The following is a 21,444-nucleotide window of genomic DNA, read 5'->3' as shown; positions in this document are numbered from 1 at the left end:
ATTATAGAAAGCCAAAGGCTTAAAACAACTTTAAAACCATCACAAAGGAGGAATTCTCATGACGGATACAGACCCCATCAAAAGAGCTCAGGCACTGATTGCCGAGTTAAACAAAGCCTACCAAGTCTGCAAACAGGCAACAGCTGACGATGTCCGCTTTCAGGAGCAACTGGACAATATCCTCCGCTTTCTCTCTAAAGCTGAGACAGTGGATAATCGATTCTTGATTGAGCTGGAAAAATTTTACCAGACTTCCAGTCTTCTCATGGGCCTCAGTGCTCTCAATCCAGATGCTCCTACTCGCGCCGCTTGGCGGGCCTATGACCGTTTCCACTTCGACCAAGTCAAAACCAAGTTGAGCCTCTACGGACCAACCATTATCTTGTAGAAAACTTGTAGAAAATAAAAGAAGTTGAGACAGACTGAACTCAACTTCTTTTTTAGTATCATATAAGCAATGTTATACTCAATGAAAATCAAAGAGCAAACTAGGAATCTAGCCACAGGCTGCTCAAAGCACCGCTTTGAGGTTGCAGATGGATGCTGACCTAGTTTGAAGAGATTTTCGAAGAGTATTAGTCCTGCATCTGACGTTTCACCTGATAAGGGAGATACAAGATTTGCAAGACCAGTCCAGCTCCAAGGAGGGCCAGAAGGGCTAGTTTTTCTTGGAGAGTAATCACACCAACTATCAGTTGAACCAATAAAACAAAACCAGTCAATCCTCGGACAACTGCCTGTAATCCCTTTTCCTTTTGCCCCTTATCTAGCGGGAAAAGTTGGGTCAAATATTGGTAGTCAAAGGCATGATAGAGGGCCAATAACTGAAAGAGCAAGAGGTAGTTAAATAGAACCACCACTGCTGTCGCAATCCAAGACTGCTCGATAAAGATCAACGCCAGCAAGGATAGGAAGAGGAGACGAAGACTGAGGGCAAAGAGGTCTCCATTTCGCAGATAAGAACGAAGATAGAGGTTCTGCCAAATCTTGCTCGGCACCTTCTGAACTGCTTTTAGGATAAAGTCTAGATAAGCTCGTCTCTTGACACTGTTTGAAATTCCCTTGACTTGGGTAAAGAGGGCAAAAAAACGGAGTAAAAACTGCTTGCGTTTACTTTCTTGGGCAATCACATAGTCCCAGTCCAGATGATTTGCACTAAAAAACTTGCCAGCTTTTTTCTGAAACAGGAAATATTTCCCGACTCCCAAAAGAAGAACATATACCCAAAAAACTCCTAAGCCTAAGCCCATGGCTAAAAATAAAGGAGCAAAAAGGAGCAAAAAGAGAGTCTGTACACTAACCCAAAAGATGAAGGAAACTAAACTTTGCTTCTGGATGTGTTCTCTTACTTCTTCTTCAGCTACTAAGAGAAAGAGCTTATCAGGCGCTTCCACATAGGTCGCTATTCCTCCCCAAAGTAAGAGTAAAACAGAGACAATCCCAATTAAACCTAGGATTGGCAAATAATTCTCAGGAAAATGCTGGAGCAGCTGACTATACTGATAGGCTAGAAAACCTACTAAGACCAGTAAAAACAAGACAAAGTGATCATTGAGCACATAGCGCAGATAACCGACGCACTCTTTACGAAAAGCCTGCTTTCGCTTTAGAAACAAGTCTTTCATCGGTCCTCCTCTTTGGTCAAAGCCAAATAGATATCATTGAGACTTGCTTCTGGCATGGCAAAAGCTTGTCTCAACTCTTTAAGATCCCCTTTAGCCCTCACTTGACCTTTGTGGAGAATGACAAAAGAATCACACATTTTTTCAGCAGAGTCAAGAACGTGGGTACTCATGAGGATCGACTTCCCTTTTTTCTTTTCTGCTTCTAGAAGATGAATTAAGTCTGAAATTGCCAGGGGATCAAGACCAAGGAAAGGTTCATCGACGATAAAGAGACTCGGATCCACAACAAAGGCACAGATAATCATGACCTTCTGCTTCATCCCTTTTGAAAAATGAACAGGAAACCAATCTAACTTATGATCCAAACGAAACATTTTTAAAAGAGGTTCTACACGTTCAAAAGCTAGATTTTGCTCAATACCATAGGCCATAGCAACCGTCTCGATATGTTCTCTGAGAGTTAATTCTTCGTACAAACTAGGAGTTTCAGGGATGTAACCAATCTGCTGACGATATTCACGAGGATTTGCACCTAAGGTTAGTCCTTCAATGTTTATTTCTCCACTATAAGGTGTCAAAAGTCCAATAATTTCATTGATAGTCGTTGATTTTCCAGCACCATTGAGACCAATCAAACCGACCAACTGTCCACTCTCGACTGTAAAGGACACATCTTTCAAGACAGGAACATGAACATAGCCCCCAGTCAGGTTTTTAATTTCTAACATATTTTCTCCAAATCTGGTATAATGTAGCTATATTATATCAAAATTCAATACAGTAGAGGTAGATTTTATGTCAGATTGCATTTTTTGTAAAATTATCGCAGGAGAGATTCCCGCATCAAAGGTTTACGAAGATGATCAAGTTCTTGCCTTCCTTGATATCTCACAAGTAACACCTGGTCACACCTTGGTCGTACCAAAAGAACACTATCGCAACCTTTTAGAAATGGATGCTACTAGTGCTAGCCAACTTTTCGCCCAAGTACCAAAGATTGCTCAAAAAGTCATGGCAGCTACCAAAGCTGAAGGTATGAATATCATCGCCAACTGCGAAGAAGTTGCTGGACAAACCGTTTTCCATACCCATGTCCACCTTGTTCCTCGCTATAGTGCAGATGACGATCTCAAGATTGACTTTATCGCACATGAACCAGACTTCGGCAAACTTGCCCAAGTCGCTGAAACGATCAAAAACGCTTAAGGAGTCACTATGAAACTATCAAATTTACTACTTTTTGCAGGCTCTGCAGTCGGTTCATACCTCCTCGTTAAGAATCGCCAAGCTATCACTGAAGAAGTTCTAGATACTACTGATCGTGTTGAAGCCATTAAGGATGACTTGGATGTCATTCAAAATAGCCTTCAAATTATCAATCAACAAAAAGAAGTCATCAAGGAATACCAAGAAGACCTCACTTACAAATTTAAAGTCTTGGAAAAAGACGTCCAAACAAGACTTGCTGTACTAAAAGAATTGCAGGAAACTGAAGAAAACTAAGGGAAACTCCAATTTTCCTTATTTCCCCTTTAAATCCATTTTGGGTTAGTAAATTCTAACAGACCAGGGAGGGCATGAAAATGAAACAGTTTTTTAAAGTTCTGACGCGTATCATCCTGATCATTTGTGGTGGCCTCTGCCTTCTTGCAGCCCTGGCATTTCTAATACTGACCAATCTGTTCAAGGCCTCACCGAGTGACATCAAAAAAGGAAATGAAGCCTTAAAACAAATCTTCATCTCCCTTGACCTGCCTCCTGAGAAAGTAGAATCAAATGGAAGCTATCAATTCGAGGGTGGAGGCTTAGATTTTTATGTAACTTTCTCTGATGATGTTGTCAATAGCCACCCAGTCCTAAAAGAAAGTCCTAACCTGACTAAAAATCGACTCAAAGTCTATGTCCTAAACACAGGAGATATTTCCTACCATTCAGTAGAGGACAACTTATTCAATCATGGTTTATTCCAATTTTTAGAGGGGGAGAGCAGGAAGTATTTCCAAGAAATCGGAAAAAAATCAAATCCTTCTTTCTTTATTCTCTCTTGGCAGGATCCGGAAAGCCTGAAAAAGGGAATCGCATTTTATGAAAAAGCTTTAACCTTGGTGGATATTCAGGATAATTCGGCAATTAAGCACATTGATACCGTCACCGTGAAACCTGGCAAGGAAGCGGAATTCAAGCAACTCATCCAGGAAATGGATGAGGCTGGCTTACTCACTCAAAAATATCAATAACAGACCAGTCGGAGAATGATTTCTCCCATGCTAATACTCTTCGAAAATCAAATTCAAACCACGTCAGCGTTGCCTTGCCGTACTCAAGTACAGCCTGCGGCTAGCTTCCTAGTTTGCTCTTTGATTTTCATTGAGTATAACATTCTAAAGATTGCACGAAAAAGAGCCCGAAGGCTCTTTTTACTTTATGATTTATTCTCCTTCAAAGGCATCCTTAATATGGTCAAAGAAGCCTTTTTTCTTTGGATTTACTTTCAAATCACCTGCAGCTGCGAATTCTTTCAAGGCTGCTTTTTGGCGGTCATTCAAACCTGTTGGGGTAACAACATTGACAGTAACGTATTGGTCACCAAGGGCACCACCACGAAGGCTAGGCGCACCTTTACCACGTAGGCGGAATCGTTTACCAGTCTGAGTTCCTTCTGGAATGACTAATTCTACATCACCATGAACTGTAGGGATGTCTACTGTATCACCAAGTGCTGCTTGAACAAAATTGAGGTTCAAATTGTAGAAGATAGTCGTTCCTTCACGTTCAAACTTATCACTAGCTTCAACTGAAACCACCACGTACAAGTCACCATAAGGACCACCATTAAAACCAGCTTCACCTTGACCAGCTAGGCGGATTTGTTGACCAGTTTCCACACCAGCAGGGATTTTTACGTGTACGCTATGGGCTTGTTTTTCATGACCAGTTCCATGACAGGTTGTACATGGATCTTTGATTTCTTGACCACGGCCATGACAGACATCACAGGTTACTTGGCGACGCATCATACCGAGAGGTGTTTGGGTATCAACATTGATCACACCTGAACCATGACAGCGTCCACAAGTAACTGGACTTGTTCCAGGTTTAGCACCAGACCCATTACAAGTACGACAGCTTGCTTCACGATTATATTTGACTTCCTTTTCTGTACCAAAAATAGCTTCTTCAAAAGTCAAATGAACGCGATACTGGAGGTCGTCACCTTGACGAGGGGCGTTTGGATTACGTGATGCACCGCCACCACCAAAGAAGCTTGAGAAGATATCTTCAAATCCGCCAAAGCCACCTGCTCCGTCGAAGCCTCCGAAACCGCCAGCACCACCAAAACCACCATTGGCACCAGCAGCACCATATTGGTCATAGGCAGCACGTTTCTGTTCATCGCTCAAAGTTTCATAAGCTTCTTGAACTTCCTTGTACTTGTCCTCAGCACCAGGATCCTTGTTGATATCTGGGTGATATTTTTTAGATAATTTCCGATAGGCTTTCTTGATCTCATCTTGAGATGCATTTTTCGAAACGCCCAAACGGTCATAAAATTCAGTATTGTTCATACAAGATACTAAGAGCGAACAGAAAGCGACTGAAATTTAGGAAACCGACAAGAAATCCTGATTTCTTAGGCGGTTTATCTAATTTTCAGGCTTTCCTCTCGGGTTCAATTCCCCGAACACTCTTTGTTCCTTTCTATAATTTTTATGTAAATCTTTAGAGGGTGTTTTCTATACTTTGCTTCACTTGATCAAACTCTTCATCTGATAGAGTAAATATCAAATCCTCTTCAGCATACTCGTTTTGTTCTTTAAAATAGTTGCCCGTATTTTCTGCCAACCCTAGACTTAGAATCACTTTCCTTGCAAACTCTTGATGTGCGAATCCTATAGCCGTAATGATCTGTTTATCTTGCACAAGAACTTTCGGTTGGAAATTCTCACGAGGAAGAAATTCAAAATAGTCAAAGAAGTTTTGCCAAATTCCACCTGTAAATTTCGTGTCCTTCAACAAGCCTGCTTTGGCTAATAAAAGGGGGGCTGAAGAAATAGCTGCAATTAGGATATCTTGCTCATCAAGACTTCTCAAAAACGAAATCAATTTCTCATCTTGTAAAGCAGGACCTATATTTACCATTCCTGGCAAAATCACACAAGAATAATCTTCTATACGGATTTGATCCAATGTTTTGATCGGTTGACAGGGTAAGCCATCCTCAGATATAACTATCGAATGTTCTGAAGCCACATAATCAATTGTTACGTCAAAAGACAGGGCTAAAGTACTTGTTAAAGTGGTTATCTCATAAAGAGAAAAATTAGGATAAATGATACAAAGTACTTTTTTCATACGCAACATCCTCTATTTTACCGAAAAACAGAGGCTGGGTTGCAACCTCTGGATTTCTTCTTATCATTATTAACATTTAAGCAAAGCACTGTAGAAGGACAATCACTTTAGTGATTAGACATTCTTAACGAGTTAGGCTTAATTGAGTTTCGGCTAAAAACTTCGGAAAAAAGACAAGCCATCTTTTGTGCATCGCACAAGGCGATGGCTTCCTATTTTTCTTTCGTTTTCTTAACGCCTTAACATCTTACCGAACTGAGCACGCCCTAACCTCTTGGTGAAAAAGACAAATCTTTCTAGAAACTAAAGTTTCTGCGTCAGATTTCCTATTTTCACTGTGAGGTTTTAACGGGCTTTGCATCTTATTTTTCCGTAAACTCTCCGTCTACGACGTCATCGCCTGCGTTTCCTGTTGCTTGTGCGCCTTCTGCTCCTGCTTGAGCTTGTTGGGCTGCTGCAGCTTGTTCGTAGAGTTTCACAGCAAGTCCTTGAGCTTTTTCGTTCAAGACTTCAAGTTTTGCTTTCATTTCATCCAAGTTGTTGTCTTCTTGGGCTTTTTTAAGATCATCAAGAGCAGCTTGGGCAGCGTCACGTTCTGCATCAAAGCCTTTTCCTTCAGTTTCCTTGATTGTCTTTTCAGTCGCAAAGATTGCTTGGTCTACTTCGTTACGAAGGTCAACTTCTTCCTTACGTTTCTTATCTGCTTCAGCATTTGCTTCAGCATCTTTCATCATGCGATCGATTTCTTCGTCAGTCAAGCCTGAGTTTGATTGGATGACAATGGTTTGTTCTTTTTGAGTTCCAAGATCTTTAGCCTTAACAGATACGATACCGTTCTTATCGATATCGAATGTTACTTCGATTTGTGGGATACCACGAGGTGCAGCTGGGATATCTGTCAATTGGAAACGTCCAAGAGTCTTGTTGTCTGCTGCCATTGGACGTTCACCTTGAAGAACGTGGATATCAACGGCTGGTTGGTTGTCTGCTGCAGTTGAGAAGACTTGTGATTTAGATGTTGGAATTGTTGTGTTGCGGTCGATGAGTTTTGTGAAGACTCCACCCATTGTTTCGATACCAAGTGACAATGGTGTTACGTCAAGAAGGACAACGTCTTTGACATCACCAGTAATCACACCACCTTGGATCGCAGCACCCATAGCAACTACTTCATCAGGGTTTACTGATTTGTTTGGTTCTTTACCAGTTTCAGCCTTAACAGCTTCCACAACGGCAGGGATACGAGTTGAACCACCAACAAGGATAACTTCGTCGATTTCTGACAAGCTCAAACCTGCATCTGAAAGGGCTTGACGAACTGGAACTTTTGTACGTTCTACAAGGTCACGAGTCAAATCGTCAAATTTCGCACGAGTCAAAGTCATTTCCAAGTGAAGAGGTCCAGCCTCACCAGCAGTGATAAATGGCAAGCTGATTTGAGTTGAAGTTACACCAGAAAGGTCTTTCTTAGCCTTTTCAGCTGCGTCTTTCAAACGTTGAAGAGCCATCTTGTCTGTTGACAAGTCGATACCATTTTCTTTCTTGAATTCTGCTACCAAGTGGTCAATGATTTTTTGGTCAAAGTCATCACCACCGAGTTTGTTGTCCCCTGCAGTTGACAATACGTCGAAGACACCGTCACCCAATTCAAGGATAGAAACGTCGAATGTACCACCACCAAGGTCAAATACCAAGATTTTTTCTTCTTTGTCAGTCTTATCCAAACCGTAAGCAAGAGCTGCTGCAGTTGGTTCGTTGACGATACGTTCTACTTCAAGACCAGCAATTTTACCAGCATCTTTAGTTGCTTGACGTTGAGCATCGTTGAAGTAAGCTGGAACTGTGATAACTGCTTTTGTTACTTTTTCACCAAGGTAATCTTCAGCGTAACCTTTCAAGTATTGAAGAATCATAGCTGAAATCTCTTGTGGAGTGTATTCTTTACCGTTTGCAGAAACTTTTTCAGAAGTTCCCATTTTAGATTTGATAGAGATTACTGTATCAGGGTTTGTGACTGCTTGACGTTTTGCAGCGTCACCAACGATGATTTCTCCGTTTTTGAATGATACTACAGATGGAGTTGTGCGGTTTCCTTCTGGATTTGCGATAATTTTGCTTTCAGTTCCTTCAAGAACTGCTACTGCTGAGTTTGTTGTACCTAAGTCAATACCGATAATTTTAGACATTTGTTTTTCTCCTTAAATTTTTTATTCTTTCTTTTTGATATTTTCCCTTAAGTGGTGGGGACGTGAGCAACTCCCTTCGGGATTTCATCACTTATTTTTGAGCCTATTGTCTCAAAAATACCCCTGTTTCAGTAGCATGAGCTACTGAAACTTTCACCACGGCGGGAAATATCTGCTTTGCAAGCCTCCGGCTTGCCTCTTATCTTTCTTTCATAGTTTAGTGTCGTTTCGGACAAGGTTTTCAAAGTCTTTAGCCTAGTTATAGACTACCACCATAGCCGGTCTTAGGATGCGGTCATGGAGTTTGTAGCCTTTTTGGAAGACTTGTGCGATGGTGTCTGCTGGATGTTCGTCATCTGCTGGAACTGTTTGAATAGCCATGTGGTAGTTATGGTCAAATTCTCCATCTGCTGGGATTTCTTCGATCCCTTCTTCTTTCAGAGCATGTACCAAACTTTCTTGGACCATTTCCAAGCCCTTCTTCACATCATCTGTCAATCCTTCGACGGCAAGGGCACGTTCGAGGTTATCAAGTGATGGCAAGATTGCTTTTGCCAAATCTTGACTGCGATAGCGTTGCAAGAGTTGGCGCTCTTCGTTGGCACGGCGCTGAATGTTTTGCATTTCTGCATGAGCACGAAGGTATTTATTTTCAAATTCTTCGGCACGTTCATTGGCCAAGTCCAATTCAGACTTTTCAGGAGTTGTTTCTTCAGCTGTTTCCACAACTTCCTCTTCTTTTACTTCTTCATTTTTAATATCTTGGGCCATTTTCGCCTCCTTTAATGATTTCAATCTTAATTCACTTCATAGTGATTACTGCTGAGATAGCGGTAAAAATCCGTCAACTTCATAGTCAAAACTCGATTAACTACATTGAGTTGATTGACCAATTGTTGATAATCCAGATTAACGGGACCTATAATCGCAAGGATTCCAAATCCACGATAGGGAATCAGGAACTTACTGCTAATCACTGCTAAGTCAGCTAAACAGGATTCTTGGCTATCCGCAACTCGGACACTTTGCATCTGGTCGCCAATCAGATTCTCTCGAATTTCCAAAGCTACCTTTTGTGGCTGATCAAAAAATTGATAGGCCGCTAAATTAGCGAAATTCAAAAGATTGACTTTGCCAGAAACCACGATATTTTCATTGAACATTTCTTTGAAGATATGTTCAACGAGGTCCATAACATTGTCCGTCGTTGTAAAGTAACGTTGGATAATCTGCGGAATCTCTGTCCGAATCTTGTAGTGAATATCCAAAACAGTCTGATCCAGGAAACGTTCTTGAATCATGGTCTTGAGGCGGTTCAAATCCTCCTGCAAGAAATTTCTCGGAATCAAAAACTGACTGGTAACTGTTCTAGACTCATCAAGCGTAAAAACAGCAAGAGCTGTATGTTGCCCGAGGACAACAATATCAAAAGCTGTTAGCTTCTGCCTACTTGGTTCTACATCCAGTGCAACAACCGTACAACCACTCAAGTCTGTCAAGATTCTAGTTGCCTCTTGAAGAATATCCTCAAGCTTGAAGAATTCTTGATCAAAGGCTTTTACAATCTCATAAACTTGATTTTCAGCTAAACGGTCGAAGGATAAGGAGTGTTTGACATAGTATTGAAAACCAGCCACACTCGGCATCCGACCACTGGAAGTATGAGCCTTTTCAAGCAAACCTTGCTTTTCTAGAGCTGCCATATCATTTCGAATGGTAGCACTACTTGAGTTGATAGACTCTTGCAAGGCTTTGGATCCAACAGGTTCGTGCGTTTTGGTAAAGATGTCAATAATCAGATTTAAAATATTCTGCTGACGTTCTGTAACCATCTCGCTACTCCTCTCTGATAGATCTTTTTAGCACTCGACACATCCAAGTGCTAACTTATGATTCTATTATACACCCTTAGAAAAGAATGTCAAGACAAAAACTCAAAAAATTAGCACTCTTTTCCCAAGAGTGCTAAAAATCAGTCTGAGGACCTAGAAAATCATCTTACATTCTCAAGATATTTCTTTTTAAGTCTATAAAAACTATAGATTAGATAGGAAATCATGAGGGCATAAAGGGCAAAAACAAGGAAGAAAGATTGAGAGAGACTTTCACGAAACAAGCTCATACAAATAACTAGACCGCCAGAGATAGAAACTGTAGATGTACGAAGTCTAGATTTCACATCAGCCCATCGAAGACGATTATCCATGAAAGATTGATTATTTGAATCTATATCACAAGTTGCTTTTCGAAAAACAGTATAAGAACAATTTTCCACAAATTCCCATCCTCTATCCTTAATACTTTGTAAATCTACCTCATTCTTTCTAAGGTAGCTAGTATTCCACACACGGTACATCACATCATCTGGTCGGCATTGCTCAAAATAGAAAAAGCCAAAACGATTCGATTTAAATTTCCAACCTTTCAGATGCATCTCATGTAAATAATCTTCTACCTTATCCAAATCAAAAATGGTAAACATTCGAAATTGTACTTTGCTATTCATTGTCTAACCTCCAAAATGGTCTTATTTATCAGATAATTCTTTCCACTTTTGAAGCAATCTCCAAAAAATATAAGAAATCTGAATCGTGAAAACTATCAATAAAGTACAGTTTATGATAACAATCAAGAACATTCCCCAACTGAAAGAACTACCTCCACTGACAAACTTTGGGAAAACCGGTAGTAGAGCCGAAAAGAGAAGCAAAATAGGAAGCATCCGCATTATTAAAATGCGCTTGACCATGGCTAACTTCTCGGCCGCGTCATTATAAATTTCAAACTCGGCATCCGACTCAACTCCAGAATAAAGCTTTCTAAAATAGGAAAACCCATTAAAGTTTGTAATATGCTCCCAGCCAAAATCTTTAAACAGTTGTAAATAGGAAGCTCTCTCTGACTTTTTCATAGGATAAAAGTCCAACTGATAAACCACCTGGTCCGGTTGGCACTTTTCAAAAGTATACTTAACCGCAACTACTAAGTTAGAGTAGCTTACTTCCTTAAGTTTCCAGCCCTCAGCATGCATTTCTCCGAGATAGAGAGCCTCTCTATCATAATCCGCAATGGTAGCAATTCTATAAACAACCTTCTTTTCCATCAAAGCTCCTCCCGACTATTTCTGTAGAGCCGCTCAATACGTTTCAACTCAATCTCTAAAACTTTTCGACCCAAGTCTGTTATCTGATAGATTTTACGTTTTTCCTCTTCTCGGACAAAAGAAACCAAACCATCCTTTTCCATCTTTGACAAGGTCCCATACATAGTTCCAGGACTAATCGAAACTTGCGAATCTGTCATCTCCTTGACCTTTTGTGTGATACCATAACCATGGTTCTCCTTTTGCAGACAGAATAGAATATAAAAACCCGTTTCAGTCATAGGAAGGTAAACCCGCCTAATCTTATCTGTTAATTCCATTTAATCAGTCCTCCTATTTAGTTCGATATATCGCACCTCGTTATATAAAATATATCACATCTCGATATAATTTGCAAGAAAAAAAGATCGTCCTCACGGACAATCTTTCTGATTTATCATTAATAAAGATCTAGGTAGTTATCAATTTCCCATTGTGAGACAAAGGTTGCATAGCTTGCCCACTCAATTCGTTTGGCTTCAAGGAAGCTAGTGTAGATGTGTTCACCGAGAGCTGCTTTAACCACTTCGTCTTCTGTCAAAGCTTTCAAAGCGTTGTGAAGAGTTGATGGAAGGTCTGTGATACCAGCCTCTTTACGCTCTTCTGCAGTCATGATATAGATGTTTTCTTCGATTGGTGCTGGTGCTTCGATTTTGTTTTCAATACCGTGCAAACCAACTTCCAAAAGAACAGCCATTGCGATATATGGATTTGCCATTGGGTCTACTGAGCGCAACTCCAAACGAGTTCCCATTCCACGAGTAGCGGGAACGCGTACTAACGGAGAACGGTTACGACCAGCCCAAGCGATGTAAACCGGCGCTTCGTAGCCTGGAACCAAACGTTTGTATGAGTTAACTGTTGGGTTCATAATAGCTGTGTAATTGTAAGCGTGCTTGATCAAACCACCAAGGAAGTGATAAGCTGTTTCTGACAATTGCATTCCTTTTGGATCATTTGGATCAAAGAAGGCGTTGTTTCCTTCCGCGTCAAACAAGGACATATTGCAGTGCATCCCTGAACCAGCTATACCAAATTTAGGTTTAGCCATAAAGGTTGCATACAAACCATGTTTACGGGCAATTGTTTTTACAACAAGTTTAAAGATTTGAATCTTATCACAAGCACGAAGAACTTCATCATACTTAAAGTCAATCTCATGTTGACCTACGGCAACTTCGTGGTGACTGGCTTCTACTTCAAATCCCATTTTAGTCAAGACATTTACAATCTCACGACGGGTGTTATCAGCAAGGTCTGTAGGCGCCAAATCAAAGTAACCACCCTTGTCATTCACTTCAAGAGTTGGGTCTCCATTTTCATCAAGCTTAAATAGGAAGAATTCTGGCTCTGGTCCAAGGTTGAAAGATTTGAATCCAACTTCTTCCATATGACGAAGAGCACGTTTAAGATTTCCACGAGGGTCTCCTGCAAATGGTTCCCCTTCTGTTGTATAGACATCACAAATCAATCCTGCGACACTACCGTTCTCATCTCCCCATGGGAAGACCGTCCAAGAGTCCAAATCTGGATATAGATACATGTCTGATTCATTGATACGGACAAATCCTTCAATAGAAGACCCATCAAACATAGCCTTATTTGACAAGACCTTGTCTAGTTGTTCATCTGTAGCAGGAATTTCGACGTTTTTCATCGTTCCCAAAATATCTGAAAACATGAGACGAATAAAGGTTACATTTTTTTCCTTAACTTCACGACGAATATCTGCAGCTGTGATTGGCATGTTTTTTCTCCTTATATTTGACGACTAGCGGTTGCCTAACCGCGACCAAAAGGTGATTGTTGAGAAGCAAAGCGACTTTGCTGGAGAACTTCATTCCGAAGTGCTCGACGTACTTCAGTTTGACTCACTGGTTTTTTAGACTTCGCCTCACGTTCAGTATATTTTTTCTTAATGGCAGCAATGTTCAGACCTTCAGAGATATAATCTTTAATCTCAAGCAATCGATCCATATCATTCAAAGAATACATCCGGCGATTACCTTCGTTGCGATCAGGTTTAATCAATTCCTGGTCTTCATAGTAACGAATTTGGCGCGCCGAAAGATCGGTTAGTTTCATAACACTACCAATAGGAAAAACTGCCATATTGCGACGAAATTCTTTTTCCTTCATGTACACTTCCTTCTTTCTGTCTATTATAGTCTAAAAAAATTCAATCGTCAATCAATAATGTTATATCTTGTGACATTATTTTGTTTTTTTCAGTAAAATGCTCCGTAAACGATCAATATCGTAATTTACAAGAATTGCTGCAAAAACACCCATAAAAGTTTCAAATACACGAGCAAACACGTACAAAACAGTCTCTCCACTCGGAATTGATAAGGTAATAATCAACATAGCAGCAACTCCACCGATAACACCTGCTTTATTGTTCATGGCAACATTTGTCATAATGGTTAACATGGTGCAAATTGGAACGACAAGAAGGGTTACCCAGAAGGCGCCGTGAAAAAGATTATTTAAGAGAAAGAAAATCAGGGCATAAAAACCACCGATACTATTCCCTAAGATACGAGATGTCCCAAAGTGGACACTCTTATCAAAGTCTTCTCTTAAACTAAAAACTGCAGTAAGAGCTCCAATCTGAAGTCCTTTCCAACCAAAAAAACCAAAAATCATGAGAACTAAAAAAACAGCGATCCCTGTCTTGAAAGTTCGCATCCCTAACTTAAACTTGGATTTGTCAAATCTATACTTTTTAAAATAACTCATCATTTCAACTTTCTATTTCCATTTTACCATAAATTTACCTATTTTTGAGAAGGAGATGCAATAAACTGATGGAAATAGAAAAGAGAAGGAACTTAATCCTTCTCTCTTATAATCAATATTCTATTTTCAGAACAAATACATGAAAGCCAAAGTCAAGAGACTAGCGAGTAAGCCCACTCCCCAGAAGAAGAAGTCGACCTTCCACTCACTCCAAGCTTGGCCTTTCCCAGAAAAGCCCCCCAACTCAAAATGGTGGTGAACTGGTGTCATACGGAAGATACGTTTTCCTCCAGTCAACTTAAAGTAGGTGACTTGCATCATAACAGATGTTGTTTCAAAAACATACACTAGACCAATCAAAAGCAGCGTCCATTCTTGGTGCAGTGCCATGGAAATAGCCGCTAACATCCCTCCAAGGGCTAGGCTACCTACATCTCCCATGAAAACTTTAGCAGGCTTGTGGTTAAAGACAAAGAAGCCAAGAAGACCACCAATCATAGCTACAATCACTAGTAAGATATCAAGCTGATTTTGCACATAGGCAATGACTCCATAGGCAGATAGGCTAATCACCACAGAAATACTTGCCAAGCCATCGATTCCGTCAGTCAGGTTAACTGCATTTGAGAAACCAACTAACCAGAAGAGGGCAAAGAGAATATACAGAACACCTAAATGCAAGGGATAACCAAATACATTTAAGATATCTCCTCCTCTTTCATAGAAGAAATAGAAAATAACTCCTCCGACTAACTGAAGCAAGAGCTTCTGTTTAGGATTAAGTCCTTCATTGATTTTGCGGAAAACCTTGAGGAAATCATCCAAGAAACCGACCAAACCATATAAGACCAGGATAAAGAGGATCATTCCGACATTATTGGTTAATTGATTAGTCACGAGAGCAAGGACCAGACTAACTAAAACTCCTGCTAGGAGAAAGACGAGTCCTCCCATTGTTGGTGTCCCAGCTTTTGCTTGGTGTTGTTTGACATCCTCATGCATCTGTTGACCGGTAATCTGTGCTTTGTGGTAAAAACGGATAAAGGCTGGAATTCCTATGACTGTTAGAATAAAGGCAATCACTCCAGCAAAGATAGAAATAAGCATTCTAATCTCCTAATGTTATTTTTATTTTCTGTAAATCTTTTAAAGCTGTATTAGAACGAACACTTTGCTTTTTAACAGTTTCTCCTGTACCTTCAAACTCAACTTCAAGATTCAGCCATTTGGCAAAGGTTTCAACATTTTTCTTAGACCATCCATATAAGTCAGGCATCTCTTCTACCTTATCTGAAAGGAGTAAAATTTGCTGATTGGCATCTAGATTGGTTCCTTCTGCTACAGAACTTTCTTTGATTTTTGTTCCCGAACCGATAACAATTGGTTGTACAAGGTTACGACGGAGTTCTTCAGCTAAATCTCCAGGGCTAGAGTCCTTAATGCTAGGCATGGCATAACTAGTTGTAGTTGTCACTTGGTCCAAATTCTTAGCCGTAGATTGAAGATTGAGCGTCTCCTTCATAGCTGAAGCTCGCTCCAGAATCGGGTTAGAAAATTCTCCTAGTTGTACTGAAGAAAAATGTTCTGGTTGTTGAACTGTCACATAAAGGATAAAATCAGGATTTTCACTCGGATTCATCGAAACTACTGAGTAGATATAGTTGGTGACTCCCTTTAAGTATCCCCCTTTTTGTTCGTCAGCAATCTGGGCAGTTCCTGATTTTACAGAAACAGTCTGACCAGGTACAGTAACGATTGGTTTACCGGTAAGTTGATTGTACATTGTACCATAAACGGGATCTGTACCAACCAAAATCATATTTTCTCGAGTCAGACTAGCCGCTTCTTTTGATACAGGATTACCTACAATTTCCTTTTTAGACTTCCGCACTGTCTGATCATTAGGATCATAAAGGGCACTGATAAACTTAGGCTCTAGCATAACCCCATCATTAGCAATGGCAGTAAAAGCGCGGAGCATTTGGGTTTGGGTAACAGAAATCCCTTGACCAAATGCACTCATGGCAATATTAACAACGTTATCTGCAGGTAGTTGTCCCGCATACTCATCAGGCATACCAAAACGAGTTGGGACCCCAAATTTAAAGCGGTTTAGATAATCCAACCAAGTAGTATCTCCCATTTTTTGTTCAAGAAGACTCATTCCAACATTACTGGAGTGAGCAAAACCTTGCAAGTATGTCATTATACTCCCAGCTGATAAGCCATCATTAACATCCCAGTCTCTGATAGTCGCATCAGCAACCTTTAATTCACTACTATTGAAGTATTCTCCACCAGGGAAGGTGTTGTTATCTATAGCTGCTGCTAAGGTCATGACCTTCATGGTTGAACCTGGTTCATAGTTACTTTGGTAAAGGATATCACGCCAGACAAAGTCCTCTGTAATCCCTTCTTTGGTATCAGCATCAAAGGTCGGCCTTTGAGTCGTGGCCAGAATTTCTCCTGTCTTGGCGCTAACCAAGGTCGCAGTCATGTACTTGCCTTTTAGTTTTCCTTGGAAGGCATCCATTTGACTTTCCATAAAGGACTGCAAAGGACTAGATAGGGTCGTATAGACGTCTTTCCCGTTTACGGTCTGTTGGGTGACTTGTTCTGTACCAGGAACAATATTACCTAGACGGTCTTTTTCGTATGTAATAATACCATCTGTCCCTGCCAATAAACTATTTAAGGAACTCTCGATACCAGATGTCCCAATTAGACTTTTCGTGCCATCTTCATTTTCATGTAACTGTGCTAAACCAATAAAGGATGAGGCAAATTTCCCATTTGGATAACTTCGATTTGGACTAGTCGTAAAATTAATACCCTCAACCTTAGCAGATTCTAAGTCCTGTTTAATGGACATCATATTAGCATAGGTAATCCCATTCCCTTTAGCACCAAAAGAAACCTGTTTGAGATTTGGTTGAGAGAGTTGATTTTTGACGTAAGTCTCCTCCATATCTAAGTATTTATGAAAAATTTCTGCCACTTTGTTGTACTGAGATTCTTCTACATAAAGAACATCACCATTAGCGGACTTATATTCTTTATCTATTACAGCATAAACATTATAAGAGGTCGCATCTTCTGCTATGGGAGTTCCATTACGATCATAAATGGTCCCCCTCTTAGCAGGAACTGTCAGAGTTGTTTGGTGAACCTTACTTGCTTCTTTGACCAAGTCAACGCCAAACTTCTTCCCCGTACCAATAATCACCGCAAAGTTAACCAAAAAAACTGCAAAGAGAAAGACGGCTATGAGACTGAGGCTCTTTCCAACTCGTCTGCGGTTTTCAAGGGGAGATTTGCGATTCTTAATGGCAAAGTGTATTATTTTTTCTTTCCAGGTTTTCATATACTACTCCGCCGATCGGATATTTTCATTATTTAATTTTAGTTCTTGCGAATCCGCAATTCCTGTCAGACGCTCTGAACGGATCAATTCATTGACTTCTTGCTTAGCATCATCCAGCTCTGTCTTCTTTTCTTCAATTTGTGCATTGACTCTTGTCAAATCACTCTGGACCTGAAAAAGTTTTGTCTGCATATAGACTACACTAATTGCTAAGACAAGGGCTGTGATGGCAATTGAAAGGTAAAAGCCCTTTTCAACACGTGAAAATCTCTTGATACGAGCTTGCAGTAATTGGCTCGTCGTTTCTCTTTTTTCTACCATTTTATCCCCTTACTTGTGAATTTTTCGAGCTACTCGTAGCTTGGCTGAGTGGGAACGATTATTGGCCTCCAACTCCTCCTTGCTTGGTAGAATCGGTTTGCGAGAGACTAATTCCATCTTGGGCTTGAGATCATCCGGGATGAATGGCAAGCCTTTTGGAACCTCTACCGTCGAAGCTTCCTTGAACAATTGCTTGGTCAAGCGATCTTCCAGTGAATGAAAGGTAATGACTGAGATTCTTCCGTCCACTGCTAGTAATTCCATAGCTTGTTGGATGGACTCATCTGCAGCTCCTAATTCATCATTGACCTCAATACGGATGGCTTGGAAAATTTGCTTGGCCGGATGACCTTTTTTCTTGAGTTCCTTGGCAGGCTTAGCAGACTTGATAATCTCTGCTAATTCAGTCGTTGTCTCAATCGGTTTCAACTCACGCGCCTGTTCAATCTTCCGAGCGATCTGCTTGGAAAACTTGTCTTCTCCATATTTGAAAAAGATTCGTACCAAGTCATGATAGTCATAGTGATTGACAACCTCATAAGCGGTCAAACTAGCTTCCTGGTTCATCCGCATATCCAGTGGCGCATCCTTTTTATAAGAAAAACCACGCTCACGCTGATCCAACTGCGGGCTAGAAACTCCCAAGTCATAACAAATACCATCAATCTCTTCTACACCTGCTTCCTGCAAACGTAGCTGCAAATGACGGAAGTTGTCCTTGATAAAGGTGACCATTCCTTTTTCGATATAAGGCGCCAGACGTTTTTGCGCATTATCAATGGCATTCTGGTCCTGGTCAAAGGCATAGAGATGCCCCTTTTCACTTAGTTTACTTAATAAATACTCGCTATGGCCTGCTCCTCCCAAGGTCGCATCAACGTAAATACCGTCAGGTTTCACATCAAGCATATCAATAGTTTCATGGAGCATGACCGTTACATGATGAAATTCTTTAGTCATATCTTATCTATTTTACCACAATTCTGACTAGCTTGCACTCGCTAAAGCAAAAACCTTTCCTTACTACTTTAGCCCTTGTATTCAGCAGGCGACTCAGCTACCTGAGCTAGTTCTACTCGTTCTTGAGGATTCAAGTGTTGGTGAACAGATTCTGCTACTGCTCTTGGTATCCCAACTTCCACAATTTCATCCACGCTGGCTTCCTTGATTTTTGTCAGAGATTTGAAATATTTCATCAAGTTCTGCTTGCGTTTTGGACCCAGGCCTTCAATTCCATCCAATTGAGAGGAGAAGGAATTTTTCGAACGGAGTTGTCGGTGGAAGGTGATTGCAAAGCGATGGACCTCATCTTGGATGCGTTGCAAGAGGAAAAATTCCTGAGAATTACGAGACAGCTCTACCACCTCAAGCGGATCTCCAAAAAGCAATTCATGGGTTTGGTGCTTGTCATTCTTTTGAAGCCCTGCGATAGGAATATCCAACCCCAACTCTTCTTGAATAACCTGCTTGGCAATATTAACTTGACCTTGTCCCCCATCAATGACGATCAAATCTGGCGGTGTCAAGCCATCACGTTGAACTCGCCCATAGCGTCTGCAGATAACCTCTCGCATACTAGCATAGTCATCTGGACCTACAACTGTTTTTATCTTGTACTTGCGGTAATCCTTCTTGCTCGGTTTCCCATTGACAAAAACAACCATGGCAGAAACTGGACTAGTCCCCATGATATTGGAATTGTCAAAGGACTCGATGCGAACTGGGGTTGGAATTTGTAAAAGTCGCCCTAGATTTTCAATAGCCCCTTGTGTCTTCTCAACTGATTTTTCTAGTAGGTTAAATTTCTGCTCTAAACTAACACGCGCATTTTTGATAGCTAGATTGACCAATTGTTTTTTCTCCCCACGTTGGGGTTTGAGAACCTTGGTATCCACCAAGGCTTTGACTGCCTCTTCATCAATATCCTGAGGAATCAAAATTTCATTGGGAACCAGATGAGATTTTTCTTGATAAAACTGCCCAACGTAAGTCAGGAAATCTTCATCTGGATCATTGTAGTAAGGAAAAAGGTTGACATCACGCTCAATGAGCTTACCTTGGCGGACAAAGAATACCTGGACGCACATCCACCCCTTATCTACATAATAGCCAAAGACATCGCGATTTTGGAGATCCTTGGCCATAACTCGTTGCTTGGTCCGAAGGGTTCCAATGGCCTGAATCAGATCTCGATATTCAGCTGCACGTTCAAATTCCATACTCTGAGCTGCCACATTCATCTTTTCCTTGAGGTCATCGATGATTTTATCATCTTGACCCTTTAGAAAATCAGAGACTTCTTGAGCCATGGCTTTGAAATAAGCCTCATCTTTTTTACAAATGGTGTGAGCCACGCACTGCCCGATATGGTAATAAAAACAAACCTTCGATGGTGGATTAGTACACTTGCGAAAAGGGAAAATCCGATCCAGAAGTCGTTTAATTTCATTGGCTGCGCCCACATCCGGATAGGGTCCAAAATAGAGTCCTCCGTCTTTTTTGACCTGACGAGTAATAATCAGTCGAGGATAGCGCTCATTGGTAATTTTGATGAAAGGATAGGACTTGTCGTCCTTGAGCATAATATTGTACTTGGGCTTGTTTTCCTTGATGAGGTTAATCTCCAGAAGGAGAGCCTCAATATTGGACTCCGTAACGATAAACTCAAAATCCACAATTTCAGATACTAAGGCTTCTGTCTTGGTATCATGACTTCCACGGAAATAGGACCGTACACGATTACGCAGATTTTTAGCCTTCCCCACATAGATGATGGTCCCATTCTTGTCTTTGTGGATGTAACAACCTGGACTAGTTGGCAAGAGCTCCAGTTTTGATTTGATCAAGTTATTCATAGTTCCATTATAGCAAAAACTCCTTACCATTGCTGACATCAAGAAGTCCTATTTGAGCTTAAAAACACTTATTCTCCAGAGCCGTAAAGTTTCTGAACTGCTTGAACATCTTGAGCCTGAATACCATAGTATGACCCCGCTGGCTGCATGACCGAAACTTCATTGGTATGTTCCAAACCAATGGCATGCCCTAGCTCATGCTCTGCTGTATGCAAGATGCGGTCGTAGGTATAGCCATAGTTTTGATTAGATAAATAATAATGATTCAGGCGAACGGTCACTGAAATGAATTGTTTGGTTAGGAGGTTTGTCTGACTCTCCGCCTCACCTGCTACAGCTGTCGAACCATCATTCATTTCAGTCGCAAAAATAGTTGCTTGGTCAGGTTCTGTCACAACTACAAAATTAAAAGCGCCGGTCTGATTCCAATTGGTAATAGCCTCAACGTAAGCCTTTTGAAAGGTTGCATCCATTTGAGGATCAATATAAATCGTCGCCTGTGCTTGGGACCATTTTACTCCTGAATCTTGATGATGATCAGTCTGAGACAAGCCTTGCAACTTACCAGTTTCTTGCCATTGATGCCAACCTGCTTGACCAACTTGAACTAGTTGTCCCGCTTGATTGAAGACACCAGATAAATCCCCTGTCACATACCAGAGAATCCCTAAAGCAATGAGAATTAAGACTACAAGAGTCCACACAAGGCGCCAGAACATGCGCCAAATTTCTAGTAACAATCGACATAGAACACGTATAATCCAGAACATGATTTCCCGCCTTTCTAAAAAAATAAGAATCCACCTTTAAACCATGGATTCCCATTCTAAAGATAGATTCCTTATTTTACTTTAGT

Annotated in this window: 23 protein-coding genes; 4 read left to right on the top strand and 19 right to left on the bottom strand. The window is 40.8% G+C overall.

The window, feature by feature from the left end; translation table 11 throughout:
- Nucleotides 1-58: 58 nt before the first annotated feature.
- Nucleotides 59-388: a helicase BlpT gene (locus ACESOD_RS04600; RefSeq protein ID WP_373094276.1), complete on the top strand. Its 330-nt coding sequence runs from the start codon at nucleotides 59-61 to the stop codon at nucleotides 386-388.
- Nucleotides 389-575: 187 nt separating this feature from the next.
- Here ACESOD_RS04600 and ACESOD_RS04595 read toward each other — a convergent pair whose 3' ends face one another.
- Both ACESOD_RS04595 and ACESOD_RS04590 read right to left on the bottom strand, forming a co-directional pair.
- On the bottom strand, nucleotides 576-1,625 hold the full coding sequence (locus ACESOD_RS04595; RefSeq protein ID WP_373094274.1) for an ABC transporter permease: 1,050 nt from the start codon (nucleotides 1,623-1,625) through the stop codon (nucleotides 576-578).
- The gene (locus tag ACESOD_RS04590) at nucleotides 1,622-2,353 is read right to left on the bottom strand and encodes an ABC transporter ATP-binding protein (protein WP_373094270.1); all 732 of its coding nucleotides are present in this window, start codon (nucleotides 2,351-2,353) and stop codon (nucleotides 1,622-1,624) included. The genes ACESOD_RS04595 and ACESOD_RS04590 overlap by 4 nt, the downstream gene beginning before the upstream one ends.
- Before the next feature lie 67 nt (nucleotides 2,354-2,420).
- Between ACESOD_RS04590 and ACESOD_RS04585 the strand changes: the two genes are divergently transcribed.
- The 3 genes from ACESOD_RS04585 to ACESOD_RS04575 all read left to right on the top strand — a co-directional run bounded on the left by ACESOD_RS04585 (nucleotide 2,421) and on the right by ACESOD_RS04575 (nucleotide 3,862).
- A complete protein-coding gene (locus ACESOD_RS04585; protein ID WP_373094268.1) occupies nucleotides 2,421-2,831 on the top strand; it encodes an HIT family protein in 411 nt (136 codons plus the stop codon).
- A 9-nt stretch (nucleotides 2,832-2,840) separates the two neighbouring features.
- On the top strand, nucleotides 2,841-3,128 hold the full coding sequence (locus ACESOD_RS04580) for a hypothetical protein (RefSeq protein WP_373094267.1): 288 nt from the start codon (nucleotides 2,841-2,843) through the stop codon (nucleotides 3,126-3,128).
- Nucleotides 3,129-3,208: 80 nt separating this feature from the next.
- On the top strand, nucleotides 3,209-3,862 hold the full coding sequence (locus ACESOD_RS04575) for a hypothetical protein (RefSeq protein ID WP_373094266.1): 654 nt from the start codon (nucleotides 3,209-3,211) through the stop codon (nucleotides 3,860-3,862).
- A gap of 192 nt (nucleotides 3,863-4,054) precedes the next feature.
- On the opposite strand, the gene dnaJ is transcribed toward ACESOD_RS04575, so the two are convergent.
- From dnaJ to ACESOD_RS04490, 17 genes are all read right to left on the bottom strand, one after another.
- Nucleotides 4,055-5,191: a molecular chaperone DnaJ gene (dnaJ, locus tag ACESOD_RS04570; RefSeq protein ID WP_049530135.1), complete on the bottom strand. Its 1,137-nt coding sequence runs from the start codon at nucleotides 5,189-5,191 to the stop codon at nucleotides 4,055-4,057.
- A 154-nt stretch (nucleotides 5,192-5,345) separates the two neighbouring features.
- Entirely contained in the window at nucleotides 5,346-5,978 is a 633-nt protein-coding gene (locus ACESOD_RS04565; RefSeq protein ID WP_373094265.1) for a DJ-1/PfpI family protein, read from the bottom strand.
- 362 nt (nucleotides 5,979-6,340) lie between these two features.
- Entirely contained in the window at nucleotides 6,341-8,164 is a 1,824-nt protein-coding gene (dnaK, locus tag ACESOD_RS04560) for a molecular chaperone DnaK (protein ID WP_373094263.1), read from the bottom strand.
- 255 nt (nucleotides 8,165-8,419) lie between these two features.
- Nucleotides 8,420-8,935 (bottom strand): nucleotide exchange factor GrpE, encoded by a 516-nt coding sequence (gene grpE, locus ACESOD_RS04555; RefSeq protein ID WP_045763635.1) that lies wholly within the window; start codon nucleotides 8,933-8,935, stop codon nucleotides 8,420-8,422.
- Between the two features lie 26 nt (nucleotides 8,936-8,961).
- Nucleotides 8,962-9,996 carry a heat-inducible transcriptional repressor HrcA gene (gene hrcA / locus ACESOD_RS04550; RefSeq protein WP_314945980.1) on the bottom strand — a complete coding sequence of 345 codons (1,035 nt, stop codon included), beginning with the start codon at nucleotides 9,994-9,996 and terminating at the stop codon, nucleotides 8,962-8,964.
- 161 nt (nucleotides 9,997-10,157) lie between these two features.
- The gene (locus ACESOD_RS04545) at nucleotides 10,158-10,670 is read right to left on the bottom strand and encodes a DUF2812 domain-containing protein (RefSeq protein ID WP_049504314.1); all 513 of its coding nucleotides are present in this window, start codon (nucleotides 10,668-10,670) and stop codon (nucleotides 10,158-10,160) included.
- A 21-nt stretch (nucleotides 10,671-10,691) separates the two neighbouring features.
- Nucleotides 10,692-11,267, bottom strand: coding sequence for a DUF2812 domain-containing protein (locus ACESOD_RS04540; protein WP_373094262.1), 576 nt, complete (start codon nucleotides 11,265-11,267; stop codon nucleotides 10,692-10,694).
- Nucleotides 11,267-11,587, bottom strand: a complete 321-nt coding sequence (locus ACESOD_RS04535) for a PadR family transcriptional regulator (RefSeq protein WP_000423982.1) — start codon at nucleotides 11,585-11,587, stop codon at nucleotides 11,267-11,269. Before ACESOD_RS04535 ends, ACESOD_RS04540 begins: the two co-directional genes overlap by 1 nt.
- Nucleotides 11,588-11,706: 119 nt before the next feature.
- Complete coding sequence (gene glnA, locus ACESOD_RS04530) at nucleotides 11,707-13,053, bottom strand: type I glutamate--ammonia ligase (protein ID WP_225750719.1); 1,347 nt, start codon at nucleotides 13,051-13,053, stop codon at nucleotides 11,707-11,709.
- A 35-nt stretch (nucleotides 13,054-13,088) separates the two neighbouring features.
- Complete coding sequence (gene glnR / locus ACESOD_RS04525; RefSeq protein ID WP_373094260.1) at nucleotides 13,089-13,445, bottom strand: transcriptional repressor GlnR; 357 nt, start codon at nucleotides 13,443-13,445, stop codon at nucleotides 13,089-13,091.
- Nucleotides 13,446-13,520: 75 nt separating this feature from the next.
- On the bottom strand, nucleotides 13,521-14,048 hold the full coding sequence (locus ACESOD_RS04520; protein WP_373094258.1) for an FUSC family protein: 528 nt from the start codon (nucleotides 14,046-14,048) through the stop codon (nucleotides 13,521-13,523).
- A 126-nt stretch (nucleotides 14,049-14,174) separates the two neighbouring features.
- Complete coding sequence (gene mraY / locus ACESOD_RS04515; protein WP_000908759.1) at nucleotides 14,175-15,155, bottom strand: phospho-N-acetylmuramoyl-pentapeptide-transferase; 981 nt, start codon at nucleotides 15,153-15,155, stop codon at nucleotides 14,175-14,177.
- Nucleotide 15,156: 1 nt separating this feature from the next.
- On the bottom strand, nucleotides 15,157-17,412 hold the full coding sequence (gene pbp2x / locus ACESOD_RS04510; RefSeq protein WP_373094256.1) for a penicillin-binding protein PBP2X: 2,256 nt from the start codon (nucleotides 17,410-17,412) through the stop codon (nucleotides 15,157-15,159).
- Nucleotides 17,413-17,415: 3 nt separating this feature from the next.
- Nucleotides 17,416-17,733: a cell division protein FtsL gene (ftsL, locus tag ACESOD_RS04505; RefSeq protein WP_373094254.1), complete on the bottom strand. Its 318-nt coding sequence runs from the start codon at nucleotides 17,731-17,733 to the stop codon at nucleotides 17,416-17,418.
- Nucleotides 17,734-17,742: 9 nt separating this feature from the next.
- Nucleotides 17,743-18,693, bottom strand: a complete 951-nt coding sequence (gene rsmH, locus ACESOD_RS04500; protein WP_000159438.1) for a 16S rRNA (cytosine(1402)-N(4))-methyltransferase RsmH — start codon at nucleotides 18,691-18,693, stop codon at nucleotides 17,743-17,745.
- A 68-nt stretch (nucleotides 18,694-18,761) separates the two neighbouring features.
- Nucleotides 18,762-20,588 (bottom strand): excinuclease ABC subunit UvrC, encoded by a 1,827-nt coding sequence (gene uvrC / locus ACESOD_RS04495; protein ID WP_373094253.1) that lies wholly within the window; start codon nucleotides 20,586-20,588, stop codon nucleotides 18,762-18,764.
- A gap of 68 nt (nucleotides 20,589-20,656) precedes the next feature.
- Nucleotides 20,657-21,358, bottom strand: coding sequence for a M57 family metalloprotease (locus ACESOD_RS04490; protein WP_373094251.1), 702 nt, complete (start codon nucleotides 21,356-21,358; stop codon nucleotides 20,657-20,659).
- Nucleotides 21,359-21,444: the final 86 nt, after the last annotated feature.

Origin of the sequence: Streptococcus oralis (genome assembly GCF_964238205.1) — a bacterium.
Classification (GTDB): Bacteria; Bacillota; Bacilli; order Lactobacillales; family Streptococcaceae; genus Streptococcus; species Streptococcus oralis_CZ.
Note: the sequence above shows the minus strand (reverse complement) of the source record. Positions and strands in the feature narration are given on the sequence as shown.